Annotated in this window: 16 protein-coding genes and 2 pseudogenes; 15 read left to right on the plus strand and 3 right to left on the minus strand. The window is 40.2% G+C overall.

Annotation, left to right across the window (positions count from 1 at the left end):
• The first annotated feature begins 23 nt into the window (after window positions 1-23).
• Genes pstC through pstB (M1D90_RS08470) form a run of 4 tightly spaced genes read left to right on the plus strand, consistent with a single transcriptional unit; the run spans window position 24 to window position 3479 of the window.
• Window positions 24-953, plus strand: coding sequence for a phosphate ABC transporter permease subunit PstC (pstC, locus tag M1D90_RS08455; protein ID WP_003183532.1), 930 nt, complete (start codon window positions 24-26; stop codon window positions 951-953).
• On the plus strand, window positions 953-1840 hold the full coding sequence (gene pstA / locus M1D90_RS08460) for a phosphate ABC transporter permease PstA (protein ID WP_023855211.1): 888 nt from the start codon (window positions 953-955) through the stop codon (window positions 1838-1840). The genes pstC and pstA overlap by 1 nt, the downstream gene beginning before the upstream one ends.
• A 34-nt stretch (window positions 1841-1874) precedes the next feature.
• Window positions 1875-2687: a phosphate ABC transporter ATP-binding protein PstB gene (pstB, locus tag M1D90_RS08465; RefSeq protein ID WP_049937101.1), complete on the plus strand. Its 813-nt coding sequence runs from the start codon at window positions 1875-1877 to the stop codon at window positions 2685-2687.
• A 12-nt stretch (window positions 2688-2699) separates the two neighbouring features.
• Entirely contained in the window at window positions 2700-3479 is a 780-nt protein-coding gene (gene pstB / locus M1D90_RS08470) for a phosphate ABC transporter ATP-binding protein PstB (protein ID WP_023855209.1), read from the plus strand.
• A gap of 132 nt (window positions 3480-3611) precedes the next feature.
• Here pstB (M1D90_RS08470) and M1D90_RS08475 read toward each other — a convergent pair.
• Window positions 3612-3770: pseudogene (locus M1D90_RS08475) on the minus strand (IS3 family transposase); the annotation flags it as partial.
• Window positions 3771-4049: 279 nt separating this feature from the next.
• Between M1D90_RS08475 and M1D90_RS08480 the strand changes: the two are divergent.
• The 7 genes and pseudogenes from M1D90_RS08480 to M1D90_RS08510 all read left to right on the plus strand — a co-directional run.
• On the plus strand, window positions 4050-4703 hold the full coding sequence (locus M1D90_RS08480; protein WP_023855206.1) for a YIP1 family protein: 654 nt from the start codon (window positions 4050-4052) through the stop codon (window positions 4701-4703).
• Between the two features lie 24 nt (window positions 4704-4727).
• Entirely contained in the window at window positions 4728-5072 is a 345-nt protein-coding gene (locus M1D90_RS08485; protein WP_020452200.1) for an uberolysin/carnocyclin family circular bacteriocin, read from the plus strand.
• Between the two features lie 72 nt (window positions 5073-5144).
• Complete coding sequence (locus M1D90_RS08490) at window positions 5145-6839, plus strand: hypothetical protein (protein WP_020452199.1); 1695 nt, start codon at window positions 5145-5147, stop codon at window positions 6837-6839.
• Entirely contained in the window at window positions 6836-7543 is a 708-nt protein-coding gene (locus tag M1D90_RS08495; protein WP_020452198.1) for an ABC transporter ATP-binding protein, read from the plus strand. The genes M1D90_RS08490 and M1D90_RS08495 overlap by 4 nt, the downstream gene beginning before the upstream one ends.
• Window positions 7540-8094 (plus strand): stage II sporulation protein M, encoded by a 555-nt coding sequence (locus tag M1D90_RS08500; RefSeq protein WP_026579300.1) that lies wholly within the window; start codon window positions 7540-7542, stop codon window positions 8092-8094. Before M1D90_RS08495 ends, M1D90_RS08500 begins: the two co-directional genes overlap by 4 nt.
• Window positions 8084-8380 carry a hypothetical protein gene (locus M1D90_RS08505; RefSeq protein ID WP_020452196.1) on the plus strand — a complete coding sequence of 99 codons (297 nt, stop codon included), beginning with the start codon at window positions 8084-8086 and terminating at the stop codon, window positions 8378-8380. The genes M1D90_RS08500 and M1D90_RS08505 overlap by 11 nt, the downstream gene beginning before the upstream one ends.
• 538 nt (window positions 8381-8918) lie before the next feature.
• Window positions 8919-9146 (plus strand): annotated as a pseudogene (locus M1D90_RS08510) (IS3 family transposase); the annotation flags it as partial.
• Window positions 9147-9202: 56 nt separating this feature from the next.
• On the opposite strand, the gene M1D90_RS08515 reads toward M1D90_RS08510, so the two are convergent.
• Together M1D90_RS08515 and M1D90_RS08520 are read right to left on the minus strand one after the other, a co-directional pair.
• Complete coding sequence (locus tag M1D90_RS08515) at window positions 9203-9682, minus strand: endolytic transglycosylase MltG (RefSeq protein WP_095291072.1); 480 nt, start codon at window positions 9680-9682, stop codon at window positions 9203-9205.
• Window positions 9679-10029 (minus strand): hypothetical protein, encoded by a 351-nt coding sequence (locus M1D90_RS08520; protein ID WP_011198121.1) that lies wholly within the window; start codon window positions 10027-10029, stop codon window positions 9679-9681. The genes M1D90_RS08515 and M1D90_RS08520 overlap by 4 nt, the downstream gene beginning before the upstream one ends.
• Window positions 10030-10204: 175 nt before the next feature.
• Between M1D90_RS08520 and M1D90_RS08525 the strand changes: the two genes are divergently transcribed.
• The 4 genes from M1D90_RS08525 (at window position 10205) to M1D90_RS08540 (ending at window position 12686) form a co-directional block, all read left to right on the plus strand.
• Window positions 10205-10702, plus strand: coding sequence for a hypothetical protein (locus M1D90_RS08525; RefSeq protein WP_256164112.1), 498 nt, complete (start codon window positions 10205-10207; stop codon window positions 10700-10702).
• The gene (locus M1D90_RS08530) at window positions 10699-11811 is read left to right on the plus strand and encodes a glycosyltransferase family 4 protein (protein ID WP_035399773.1); all 1113 of its coding nucleotides are present in this window, start codon (window positions 10699-10701) and stop codon (window positions 11809-11811) included. Before M1D90_RS08525 ends, M1D90_RS08530 begins: the two co-directional genes overlap by 4 nt.
• Window positions 11812-11914: 103 nt before the next feature.
• Window positions 11915-12064: a 50S ribosomal protein L33 gene (gene rpmG / locus M1D90_RS08535; protein ID WP_003183500.1), complete on the plus strand. Its 150-nt coding sequence runs from the start codon at window positions 11915-11917 to the stop codon at window positions 12062-12064.
• A 49-nt stretch (window positions 12065-12113) separates the two neighbouring features.
• Window positions 12114-12686: a 5-formyltetrahydrofolate cyclo-ligase gene (locus M1D90_RS08540; protein WP_026579303.1), complete on the plus strand. Its 573-nt coding sequence runs from the start codon at window positions 12114-12116 to the stop codon at window positions 12684-12686.
• Window positions 12687-12714: the final 28 nt, after the last annotated feature.

Here is a 12714-nt window from a genome sequence, read left to right on the forward strand (position 1 = left end):
TGTTCTTATAGGAGTGTAAAAAAATGGTTCAAAAAATAGAGAAACTGTCCGCAAAAGAGCGGCTGATCAGCTCCAAGCATAATCGCAAAATGGATGAAATCCGCGGGAGGATTTTGGTTGCGTCGTGCGCGTTTATCATGATGGCGGCGGCGATTTCGATCACAATTTTTCTCGGAAATAAGGGGTTGCAATCTTTTCTGGCCAATGGTGTAAGTCCAATTGAGTTCTTAACCAGTCTAGATTGGAATCCAACGAACGAAAACCCTGAATACGGAGCCCTTCCGTTTATACTCGGATCTTTTGCAGTGACCCTTCTTGCATCTTTGATTGCTGCACCGCTTGGAATAGGAGGTGCGATTTTCATGACGGAAATCGCGCCATCATGGGGCAGAAAAGTACTGCAGCCGGTTGTCGAATTGCTTGTTGGTATTCCTTCCGTCGTTTATGGATTCATAGGCCTTACAGTGTTAGTGCCGTTCATTTCACAGTTTAAGTCAAGCGGATCGGGCCACAGCCTTCTGGCGGGAACGATTGTCCTGGCTGTCATGATTTTGCCGACGGTCACTTCTATTTCAACGGATGCGCTCATGTCGCTGCCGAAAAATCTGCGCGAAGGATCATACGCATTGGGCGCAACCCGCTGGCAGACGATCCGAAAAGTGCTGATACCGGCAGCGCTGCCTTCGCTTCTGACAGCCGTCGTCTTAGGAATGGCGAGGGCGTTCGGCGAAGCGCTGGCCGTGCAGATGGTCATCGGAAATTCCCGAAACCTGTTTGAGAGCCTTTTAGACCCTGCGGGGACATTAACAACGATTATAACGTTGAATATGGGCCATACAACATACGGAAGCGTGGAAAACAATACGCTCTGGTCAATGGGCCTTGTCCTTCTGATCATGTCGTTCTTGTTCATCCTGCTCATCCGCTATCTGTCATCCAGGAGGAAACTGTAATGAACAGCAAAGTAACAGATCGTTTAGCAACCGGTGTTTTTGGATTGATTGCTGCGGTAATCGCCGCCATTCTTGTCGGTTTGTTCACTTATATCATCATCAATGGTGTTTCACATATCAGTCTCAGCTTTTTAACTTCGCGTTCCAGTGCGCTTTCAAGCGGCGGCGGAATCCGCGATCAGCTGTTCAACTCGTTTTATATTCTCGCACTGACGATGCTGATCACGGTTCCCCTTGGAGTCGGCGGAGGAATTTATATGGCTGAATATGCGCCCGCCAACAAATTGACCGATTTTATCCGTGTCTGTATTGAAGTTCTGTCATCCCTTCCTTCGATCGTCATGGGGATGTTCGGCATGCTGATGTTTGTTAATTTGACCGGATGGGGGTACAGCATTATCGGCGGAGCGCTTGCTTTGACGATTTTCAACCTTCCCGTCATGGTCAGGGTGACAGAGGATGCGATCCGCTCTGTACCTAAGGAACAAAAAGAAGCTTCCCTTGCTTTAGGTGTGTCCAAGTGGCATACGATTAAAACGGTCTTGATCCCTGGTGCGGTGCCGTCCATCATCACAGGGGCGATTCTTGCGTCGGGCCGCGTATTTGGCGAAGCTGCCGCTTTGCTGTTTACAGCCGGACTAACCACGCCGAGACTGAATTTCGCCGATTGGAATCCGTTTTCTGAGACCTCGCCGCTCAATATTTTCAGACCGGCTGAAACGCTGGCCGTTCACATTTGGAATGTAAACACACAGGGGATCATCCCTGATGCTGAAGCGATCGCAAACGGGGCATCCGCCGTTCTTGTACTGTCCGTCTTGATCTTTAATTTGGCAGCCCGATGGCTCGGCTCTTTTATTCATAAAAAGTTAACGGCAAACAAATAAGAAGGAAGGATGAAATCATATGGTTCAGGTTCAGATGCCGGTTTTGGAAACCGTGCGCGACACTATCGGAATCGCTCCGTTTCCTGAAGCGAAAGAACATATTTTAGAAGTGAAAAATTTAAATATTTACTATGGAGAAAAGCGGGCCGTCAACGACATTTCCATGCATGTTGACAAACATGCCGTTACGGCTTTGATCGGCCCGTCAGGCTGCGGAAAATCAACTTTTTTAAGAAGCATCAACCGGATGAACGATCTGATTCCATCAGCCAGAACATCCGGAGAAATACGATATGAAGGACTTAACATCCTTGATTCCAATATCAATGTCGTCAATCTGAGAAGGGAAATCGGAATGGTATTTCAGAAGCCGAATCCCTTTCCAAAATCGATTTACAGCAACATTACCCATGCTTTAAAGTATGCGGGTGAACGGCGTAAATCTGTGCTTAATGAGATCGTGGAAGAAAGCTTGAGGAAAGCCGCGCTGTGGGATGAAGTGAAAGACAGGCTGCATGAGTCGGCTTTTTCGCTGTCAGGCGGGCAGCAGCAGCGCCTCTGCATCGCCCGGACGCTCGCGATGAAGCCTGAAGTCCTGCTTTTGGATGAGCCTGCTTCAGCGCTCGATCCGATTTCAAATGCGAAAATAGAGGAATTAATCGTCGGATTAAAAGAGGAATACTCGATCATCATTGTCACGCATAACATGCAGCAAGCTTCAAGAATTTCCGATCAAACGGCATTTTTCCTTAACGGAGATTTGATCGAATACGATCGTACGGAAAAGATCTTTATGAATCCTTCAGAAAAAAAGACAGAGGATTACATCAACGGCAGGTTTGGATAAGGAGGGGCCGGTATGAGCGCTGTAACAGCCGTAAAGCCAAAAGATGTGTACCAGATCAATGATTTGAATTTATGGTACGGCGAACATCACGCATTAAAGAACATTAACTTGACAATACCCGAGTACGAAATTACCGCCATCATCGGTCCGTCAGGCTGCGGAAAGTCGACCTTCATTAAAACGCTGAATCTCATGATCAATATGGTTCCGAATGTCAAAATGACCGGAGAGATCAGCTACAACGGAACGAACGTACTCAACAGCAAAGTCGATCTTGTTGAGCTGCGGAAGAAAGTCGGTATGGTGTTTCAAAAAGGAAATCCGTTTCCCCAGTCGATTTTTGATAATGTCGCATACGGACCAAGGATCCATGGACTGAAAAACAAAAAGGAATTGAATGAGAGGGTGGAAAAAGCGCTTGTGGATGTGGCGCTGTGGGATGAAGTGAAAGACCGCCTTCATTCCCAGGCGCTCGGACTTTCCGGGGGGCAGCAGCAGCGCCTCTGCATCGCAAGGGCGCTGGCCACCAATCCGGACGTTCTCTTGATGGATGAACCGACATCAGCTCTTGATCCAGTTTCGACTTTGAAAATTGAAGAGCTGATGCTCAAGCTGAAAGAGAAATACACGATTGCAATCGTCACGCACAATATGCAGCAGGCATCGAGAATTTCCGATCAAACGGCATTTTTCCTCATGGGCGAGCTGATTGAGTGCAACGATACGGTCAAAATGTTTTCAAGTCCTGACGACTATCGGACAAAAGATTATATTACAGGCCGGTTCGGATGAGAAAGAGGCTGCCGCTTTAAAGCGGCAGCCTTTTTTGCACCGGAGCGGAGGCAATAAAAAAGCAGGCTGGTACGAAGGGGACCGGTCCCATAAGATGAGACAAATAAAAAACACCTTCAACTGTTCGAATCAGTGTTTATCCGCAGCCTTATACCACCTGCCCCATGCCTGAACCCGCGCCTTTTTCTTGATATTCGATTTCTGCATGATCTCTTTCTTAGGTACGCCTACCAATCTCATTTCTAAAGCCTTCCGTTTGACTTCAACCGGATAATTCACTCTTGTCCCCATAGAAAAAACACCTCCACGTCTTCTGTTGGAAAACAATATACTTATCGAAAGGATCCCGAGTATTCTTCTGAATGCAGGCAGAAAGTCGTTAGCTGAAACAACAAAATGAAGTTTTAAAAAAGGGGGTAGTCCCAGAGGCATTCTTTTCGATTTTCACGAAACAATTCAACCTTAAATTTACCTTAATAAATAAAATCCCATATTGACCAAACATTGTAAAAGGTGATATGTTTTTAATAGAATTAACAAAAAATACTTTTGTTTATATAAGGAGCATTTATGGATAATAAACAAAACTTTATTACTCTCGTACATCATTTCATATTTTCTCCAAAGGACTTTTTTTCTATCAAGTATTCTAGCGATAAGAATTATCGTCATTCTTGGTTTGTCTTCCTAGCTGTATTGTTTCTGTTCTTAGGCTTTTATTTAGCTATCTTCCCAACACTCTCTACCTTGATTAATAATTCATTTCAAGACAATGGAATTGATTATACAACTGATATGAATACACTCATTATGATCATTACATTAGTATTAGGTATTATTCAATTTACCTCGATGGTTCTTGTAAGCTTTTTTATTATACATATTATTGGGATATTAATTGGCGGGACCGCTACAGCCAAAGAATTTTTCCCTAGTTTTATTTATTCAATCATACCTATAGGCATCAAATTTACAATACTCATTATTTTTTCTTTCTTTTTAGGTAGTGATTTCGCCTTTTCAGTTATTTACCCAAATTCTCAACAGCCGCTAGATATTATCTTGAATATTATTATCGACCCTTTCTTTTGGTGGTCTACTATTCTAGGGTGTATTGCCTTAAAAGTAATACATCAAATTTCTTATAAAAAAACCATCATAATCATTAGCATTACAATGTCTTTAGGTATTATTTCTCTTTTTTCAACAAGTTTATTTTTATAAACTGAAAGGAGGTGAGATTTCAAGATGAAAAATAGCAATCTTTTTAAAATTGCAAGTATTACAGGTGTAGTTTCTCTCTTTGCCATTGCTACTTTCCTTATGGGCTCTTCAGAAGGTATTGCAGGTTTAGCTTCTATTGACTTTAGTTCAGGTCATCAGTTCGCTTTAGACCTTGCAACAAACCTAGGAATTAGTAAAAAAACAGCCTATGTAGCAATCGGTGTTATTATGACAACAGGCGATGTATTAACAATTCTCAGCCTATTGGCTGTTGTTTTGGGCGGAACTGGTCTAATTACAGCTGCAATGGTAGCTACAGCGAAAAAGCTAGCTAAAAAATACGGCAAGAAATATGCTGCTGAATGGTAAGATGCTCAAAAGGAAGAGATTGAGGAGTATAATTATACTCCTCCTTATTTTCGTTCTAGGAGGAATATACACATGCTCAACAAAAGGGTTCTCATTGCAAACTTTAAACTAACCTATAGACGAACTTTAAATCGCTTGATTTATTTTTTCCCATCAAGCGAAAATTTACTTAAATCAAATAAAATTCTATTTGTCTTTGCGCCCTTTTTCTTGGTGTATATATTTATTCTATATAAAGCCTCACAGACTCTTTTAACTGGAGTTCCCGAGCATATTCTAACTCTAGGTACTAACTTTATCATTCTCTTTTTTGTTTTGAATATATTAAAATCATCGACTGATATCATACATCGATATGTATATCCTGAAGATTTTCTTCTTCTTCATACTTTAAAAACGGATCCCAAAAAAATTTTATTATCAAGGTTCTTCACAACAATTTTTCTAAACATCCTGTTTAAATTAACAGTAGTGTTATTCCCTATACTCTTTTTTATAAATTTTTCTACACATGACCGTATATATCTTTTGTTATCATTTCCATCACTGCTAATATTTATTGTTGGACTGACAAGTCTTTATTCATCGCTTACATACATCGTTTATTCTAAATTTCTACATAACATTTTAAATTCACGATTAAAAAGCTTGTTATCCCTTATAGGAATTGCCTGTATATCTGCCATTTCAACTACTTTTCTTGGTTGGATTGGACTTAATTATTTTTATCAAAATGATCTCCTTGAAGCTATTGGCAATTTCATATATCTATTCAAATTAGATACGATATTAACCACCAATTGGCTGCCTACAAATTGGTTTTTACTTTCAACAAGTGATATACATTTATTTTTTTTATGTTCTATAGGTTATATTGCTTTAGGTTGCCTTTTCGCATTTATTACCTTTCATTTAATTTTGAAAGTATTGATTATAAAAGAAGCAGTACCTAATAATCTTTTGCCAAAATTAAAACCAATCAAGTTGCCTTTTTTAAGTTTCTTACAAAAGACCTTACCACGGCAAAATATTGCTATTCTAAAGAAAGACCTTACTGCATTATTAAGAGCTAATTTTACAATAAAAAAACGACTGGTACTTTCCATTAATATGATTGCAGTAGAACTAGGTGTATTGATAGGTCTTAGTTTAAATCAAAAGTGGTTTGATTTCTCAGACATTTTTGTTATCTACCCAATTTTATTTGCTGTGACTTATAATACATCTTTATTAGGAGAGGGATTACTTGGCGTAACTTCAGCAGATGCAGAGCGTGAGAACCTTTACGTTTATAAGAGCTCGGGTGCTTCTATTTTTAAATTGATCGCAGGAAAATCTTTATTGCACTTATCTGTGATTCTTATTTTAATGAATACGTTATTTTTATTCATCTTATTGTTATTCAACTTAGATATTATGACGCAGCTTATATTGTTCATCATGATTAACTCCATCAGTCTTATCATAGGGGCTGGACAAATTATTGGAACATTTCTCTATCCTCGTTTAGATTGGGAGAACTTTGAAGACATTGGTTCATCTGTTAAAGCATCATTTTTTGAACATACTATTCTCGGAGTGTTACTGGCATTTTACCTTCAGTTGTATGGTATCACAGGCGTTCTCGTTACTTTTAATATTATTAATAGGGGAGTATTCTTTTTAATCATTGTGACAGGTACCATTTTATTTGTTATAGGTATTGGAGTCTTTTATTATTTTTGGATTAAAAGAATAGGAACGAAAAATTGGGAGATGAAAACATGAACATTGAAAATGTGTCTTTCAAATATAAAGATAAACTGATCCTTGAATCTATTAATTTAAAGATAGAGAAAGGCAAAGTTTACGGCTTACTTGGACCAAATGGAGCTGGTAAATCAACTCTTTTAAAATGTATCCTTGGTATAGTGAAACCTTACGAAGGTAAAATCACTGTCAAAGGAGAAACCTTGGAATCTGAAAGATCCTCTTACCTTAAATATATAGGATACGTTCCAGACGCACCTTTTATCTATCATTATTTAACACCTAGAGAGTACCTTGAGTTTGTTGCTGATTTACAAGAAGTCCCTTATGAGATTAAAAATGATAGAATAGATCTTTTGTTAAGTCAATTTAAATTGAAAGATAATGAAAACGACATGATATCTACATTTTCTTTTGGTATGAAACATAAGTTATCTGTTGCAGGAGCCATAGTTCATGAACCAGAAATATTAATATTAGATGAACCATTAGGGGCATTTGATCCCCCCACTACAAAGATGATGAAAAGTTTTCTCAAACGTTATGCTGAACAGGGGAATACTGTCATCATGTCTACACACCTTGTAAACATAGCGCAACAACTATGCGATAAGGTTGGTATACTGATTAATGGTACTTTAGTTAAAGAATATAATCACCTGACAGACATAAAGGATTTTGAAGATTTGATTATAAGGGATATGGATACGATACTAAAATGAAGGAATTAATAAAAAGAAATAAGCGTATACTCTATATAGCAAGCTCCTTTTACATAGTGGGTTTAGTTCTTGGTGTGATTTTTAACAATATTCTACCTAGCCTTAGTCAAGATAATGTTCAAAATATCACAGTATCAGGTTACTTTACACATAATTTTGCAGCAAATTTATTTCTCATTTTTTCAATGTTTACATTTGGAATTTTGACATCTATCTTATTACTATTGAATGGCTTCTTAGTCGGTCTATCTTCTTTACATAGTATCACTGACCATGGAAACGATGTCTTATTTATATTAACTGCTTTGGTTCCTCACGGTATTTTTGAGATTCCGGCAATGATTTTGTCGGGAGCACTTGGTTTCAAATTGTTAGATTACGTGTATATGAAGATAAGGGGTATTTATTTTTCAAAAAAACAGTTTCTACAAGATTTTTTGTACTTTGTTATTATACTTTTTTTATTGACATTACTTGCTGCTGTTACAGAAGCATTAATAACGCCTTATTTACTTAACAAATTAACATTAGGAGGCTCTTATGTTCTTTAATAAAAAGCAGATAGATAAATTACTGGATGATCATACAGAAGAAGAACAAAAAGAAACGAAAAGTAAAGTTAATACTTCATTTATAATAGTATTTTATTTTTCAATACTACTATCAATCTGTACTGTCTTTTTTGATTATAGGTACTTTTTGATTGCTTTGTTTGGCCCGACCATTTTAGTAACTTTTATATCCCCACCTTTTCAAACCAAAAAAGGTATTTATAGAATTTTTTCGGCCATATATTTAATACTTTTAATTACAGTTACTTTCTTTTGGTTAAATTGATTGCTTAATTATCAATCAAAAAACGTCCTTAATGGATGTTTTTTTATATCGTTTAAATTAATAATTTGAATTGCTTTTTGACAAGTTCAACTTCGTACTACGAATGGGTTCTTCATCTTTTTTTATTGTATAGGTATGTAAACGGTTTCTGTAGGGGGAGGGCTTATGTTAACGTTTACTGGTTTGGGGAAAGCAAGTCCGACCATGGTGCCTTTGGTAGGGATGCTTATTTCTGGATTTGGCATCAATGATATTTAAAGAAGGGATTATCAAAGTACTGCCAGTGGCGACCATGTTTATCTTCGTCACTTTAATTTTTGCATTCTACAAGACACAGGATTCTTTGAAAGCTCTAATCAAAGCATTAAACAGCTGACAAAGGGGAATGTTGTCACTGTTTCCATGGGTACAGCTGCAAGTGGGATGATCTCACACTTAGATGGTGCAGGAGCCACAACCTTTTTATGAACTGTACCCGCACTGCTTCAGCTTGTAAAAATTACATATGGGTCCTTGCTTACTGTGCGATCAAGGTTAAGTGTATACATCTTATGAGTATCAGAAAGCTATTAATATAATGCCTCCATCGGATCGTTTCATTCCTCACTAAAGTCTGAAACGTTTGATCTTAACAGCATTGATCGAACTACGACTGCCATCGTAGAACACACTGTTAAAGAAATACATTCATTATTTTAACAATATTCGTATTAAAACAAAACTAAACAACCAATCACCGGTAAACTATCGGGAATTGGTTGTTTAAAGGTGTTTTTAAATCCTGACTCAAAACGGGGGTCAGTCCCGTTCCAGCCTGCTTTTTTATTTGGACAGCGTTTTGACGATGTTTTTCAAGCTGTCACCGCGCTTCAGTTCGTACTTACCTGCGCGGATTTTGGATTCGTTTCCGGTCTTTTTCACATAATCTTTGAAGTCATCGGCAGATGAAATGACTTTTCCTTTTGCAAGGAGGTCTGCTATCTCAGCCGTGCTCATGCCGCTTTTGATTTCAAGCTTATACTTGGAATCTTTTTTTTCTGCTTCTTTCTCTTTTTTGTTTTGAGACGAAGCATCCTGCTTCAGAGCGGTCTCTTTATAATGGAGCAGCTGCTGGTATTCTTCGCGTTTCAGCGAAACCTGCTGGTTGTCCTTTAAATAGGTTTTGACATCGGTTTCGCTGATGTTTTGAGCGTCTTTAGAAGCTTCAACTTTTCCGTTATCTGTCAAATAAAATGCGCCTGCAAGAACGGCGGTAGCCAAAATCATTCCTCCGGCAAATGCTTGTACACTTTGTCTGGTCATACAAGCACCCTCTCATTGTCTTTAATGATCGCTTTCACATCTTCGACAGATACGTGCTCAGCTTTAGCGATGGCGTCTACAGACATGCCGTTTTGGTATTTTGAAAGAATCTGCTTCGCAATATGCTGGCTGATGCCGGCATTTGGTCTGCGGACGACCACATTTGAATCGAGGAGCTCTTCCTCAAGCACGGTCATCTTCTTTTTCAATTTATAGATTTCCTGCATGGCGGACAGCTGAAGGGTTTCCAACTCCTGTTCAACTTCCTTGATCGGTTCTCTTTGAAAATATGAGAATGCAATCAGCGCAATGCTGACAACGAGCAGCGCAATGATAGCAATTTCCACGTTCATCACCTTCAATTCTAATTTTCTCCTTCTTTTTTATACCATAAAAACGCTTGCTTCAAAAGGAGTTAATGCAAAAAATAAAAATTTTGTCGAAGAATTTTATTTTCGTTGCGCCTGCGGGGCCATTTCCAATAGGATAAATACATAACAGGGCTTAACGGGAGGGCGCACGGTGAAAAGGATAATCATCTCGAAAAAACCTTTTCAACATAGTATTCGAAGCGAATCTTTGTTTTGTAACGATATTTTAAAAATATCTTCGCCGGATCATGAAACCGTTCGGCTGAGCTGGGAAATCTCAGATGCTGCGCTTTCGGCAGCTGAAGCGGTGCTGTTTGAAAATATTAAAGACGTCGAAAAGCAAGTTCTTCTCTTTTGCGTAAAAAACGGAGAGCGCAGCGTACGGACGATCCATACCGGTGCATTTAAAGGGGAAGCCTCGGTTTTTCCCGCTGCAGGCAATGCGTTCTACAAAGCGGAATACCGGATATACAATTCGCTCAACATGTCGCTGGCCGTTCTCACCTCCGGCTGCTTCTACCTTGGGGAAAACGGAATCCATTCAAACAGCAGCTGTTTTCTGTATCACGACAATCAGCAGGATTGGACGACTCAATTTTCCGCGTACACGAGTTATTCTTTAATAGAAGGAAAGGAGCGTTTCCGTTGATCAATGTATTGCTGCTGTCGTTGGAAAATCCTCTTTTATTGAAAAGCGGAGCGGGGCGCTATGTGAAAAGTCACCTTGAACTATTGCGGAACGAAGTCAGCTTTACCGTCTGCACGACGGCTGCCGGGCAAAACAGCAATGGATGGAAAACGCTTGAGATTCCGCTTGATTTAAAAGCGTTCGCTTCTTTTGAAGAGGCGGTGGCCGCCATGAATTTTCAGATGATCAAAACCGTGCTGGCGTATAAAGGACAATTTAATTTTATCCATGCAAATGATGATATCACCGCGCCTGCCGCCGTTTATCTCAGCGAGGTGCTGGCTCTTCCGCTGATTTCCACGGTACACGGCCTTGAAAGCGGCCGGAAAACGGCAGCAGGCGAGAATGTCCACCCATACAGAGCAAGCCTCGAACGGCTTCTGGCTGAAAAAAGCGATCAAATTCTCGTGCTGAGCAGCATGATGAAGACAGACATGCAAAAGGCGTTTTCGCTTCCTTTCGAGCAAGTCCGCGTCATTCCCCATCCGTGCATAAAAAGCCGCACGGTGAAAAAACGAATGAAAAGCGTACCGTACTTTTTTTCCTGCGGAAGGTTTGTTCCGGAAAAAGGGTTTATCGAATGGCTGCACGCCTTTCAGCAGCTTCGCAAACGGCAGCCTGATCTTGAACTTGTCATTGCCGGGGAAGGACCGCTTCAAAGCGGGATCGAGACCAAGGCAAGAGAATTGGGCATTAAGGAAAGTGTGACAATTCTTCCTTTCCTTTGTGAAGAAGAAAGAGAGAGCTGGCTGGCATTTTGTGAAATGGCTGTTTTTCCAAGTTGTTATGAGCCGTTCGGCATTGCTGCTCAAGAAAGCATGGCAGCCGGCGCTGCCGTCGCCGTCGGAAACAACGGGGGATGGAACGATTTCGTCATCGATCGGGTGACCGGTTTTCAGGTTGATTTTAATCATCCTGATAAAGCTGCATATGCGCTTGCAGAAATTGTCCGCGATAAGGAGCAGCTGCACAAGGTCGGACAAACGGCAGAGGCTTATATATTAGATTTGCATGATCCTGGATATATCAAAAATGTGTTTTTGCAACATGTGTATCACACGTCTTTTTAACAAACCGTGACAAACTAAAAAAAACGCCTGGCATTCCGGCATCATAAGTGGTATTATAGATAAGTCTGAACAGAAATGATATATAGTTTGGAGGGAAAAATAAATGCGCGTTAATATTACTTTAGCTTGCACTGAATGCGGCGAGCGTAACTATATTTCTACAAAGAACAAGCGTAACAATCCAGATCGCGTTGAATTCAAAAAGTATTGCCCACGTGACAAAAAATCAACATTACACCGCGAAACAAAGTAAGCAGCAGGGATTTTCCTGCTGTTTTTCTGTTTTTAAGGGGGAAAGAGATGTGAAGCGTTCTTTACGAAATGAGGTCAGAAAGAGGCTTGCAAACATGCCGGAACAGGAGTTTCTTCTAAAGGCGGAAGCGATTCACCGGAAGCTTTTTCAATCCAAACAGTGGAAAAAAGCGTCTGGCATTGCCCTTACGATTTCCAGAAATCGCGAAGTTCCGACAAAACCGATTATCGAACAGGCACGGCTTGAAGGAAAAACGGTGTGCATTCCGAAATGTATGCCTGATACAAAAGAGATGCACTTTCGCAGCTTTCAGGATGAAAGCGATCTTGAAGTTGTGTATTTTGGCCTGCAGGAACCGATCGTGCACAAAACCGGGCGGATGGAGCCTGAAGACATCGATTTCATCCTTGTGCCGGGAATTTGCTATGACCGGACAGGATACAGAATCGGCTATGGAGGCGGCTATTATGACAGATACCTGGCCGGTTTCACAAAAGATACCGCATCGCTGGCTTTCGAGTGCCAAGTGATCGATCATGTCCCAAAGGAGCCGCACGACATTCCGGTTGAGCAAATTTTTACCGAAGACGCCGTTTACACCTGCAGCGGGTCTGCTGAATAATTATTAAAAAATGAGACACGATACGGTT

It is taken from the genome of Bacillus sp. JZ34, from assembly GCF_053903205.1.

Bases quoted from the DNA above. Each gene is read 5' to 3' on its own strand.
- pstC (WP_003183532.1), top strand. From the start codon at position 24: ATGGTTCAAAAAATAGAGAAACTGTCCGCAAAAGAGCGGCTGATCAGC.
- pstA (WP_023855211.1), top strand. From the start codon at position 953: ATGAACAGCAAAGTAACAGATCGTTTAGCAACCGGTGTTTTTGGATTG.
- pstB (WP_049937101.1), top strand. From the start codon at position 1,875: ATGCCGGTTTTGGAAACCGTGCGCGACACTATCGGAATCGCTCCGTTT.
- pstB (WP_023855209.1), top strand. From the start codon at position 2,700: ATGAGCGCTGTAACAGCCGTAAAGCCAAAAGATGTGTACCAGATCAAT.
- M1D90_RS08480 (WP_023855206.1), top strand. From the start codon at position 4,050: ATGGATAATAAACAAAACTTTATTACTCTCGTACATCATTTCATATTT.
- M1D90_RS08485 (WP_020452200.1), top strand. From the start codon at position 4,728: ATGAAAAATAGCAATCTTTTTAAAATTGCAAGTATTACAGGTGTAGTT.
- M1D90_RS08490 (WP_020452199.1), top strand. From the start codon at position 5,145: ATGCTCAACAAAAGGGTTCTCATTGCAAACTTTAAACTAACCTATAGA.
- M1D90_RS08495 (WP_020452198.1), top strand. From the start codon at position 6,836: ATGAACATTGAAAATGTGTCTTTCAAATATAAAGATAAACTGATCCTT.
- M1D90_RS08500 (WP_026579300.1), top strand. From the start codon at position 7,540: ATGAAGGAATTAATAAAAAGAAATAAGCGTATACTCTATATAGCAAGC.
- M1D90_RS08505 (WP_020452196.1), top strand. From the start codon at position 8,084: ATGTTCTTTAATAAAAAGCAGATAGATAAATTACTGGATGATCATACA.
- M1D90_RS08515 (WP_095291072.1), bottom strand. From the start codon at position 9,682: ATGACCAGACAAAGTGTACAAGCATTTGCCGGAGGAATGATTTTGGCT.
- rpmG (WP_003183500.1), top strand. From the start codon at position 11,915: ATGCGCGTTAATATTACTTTAGCTTGCACTGAATGCGGCGAGCGTAAC.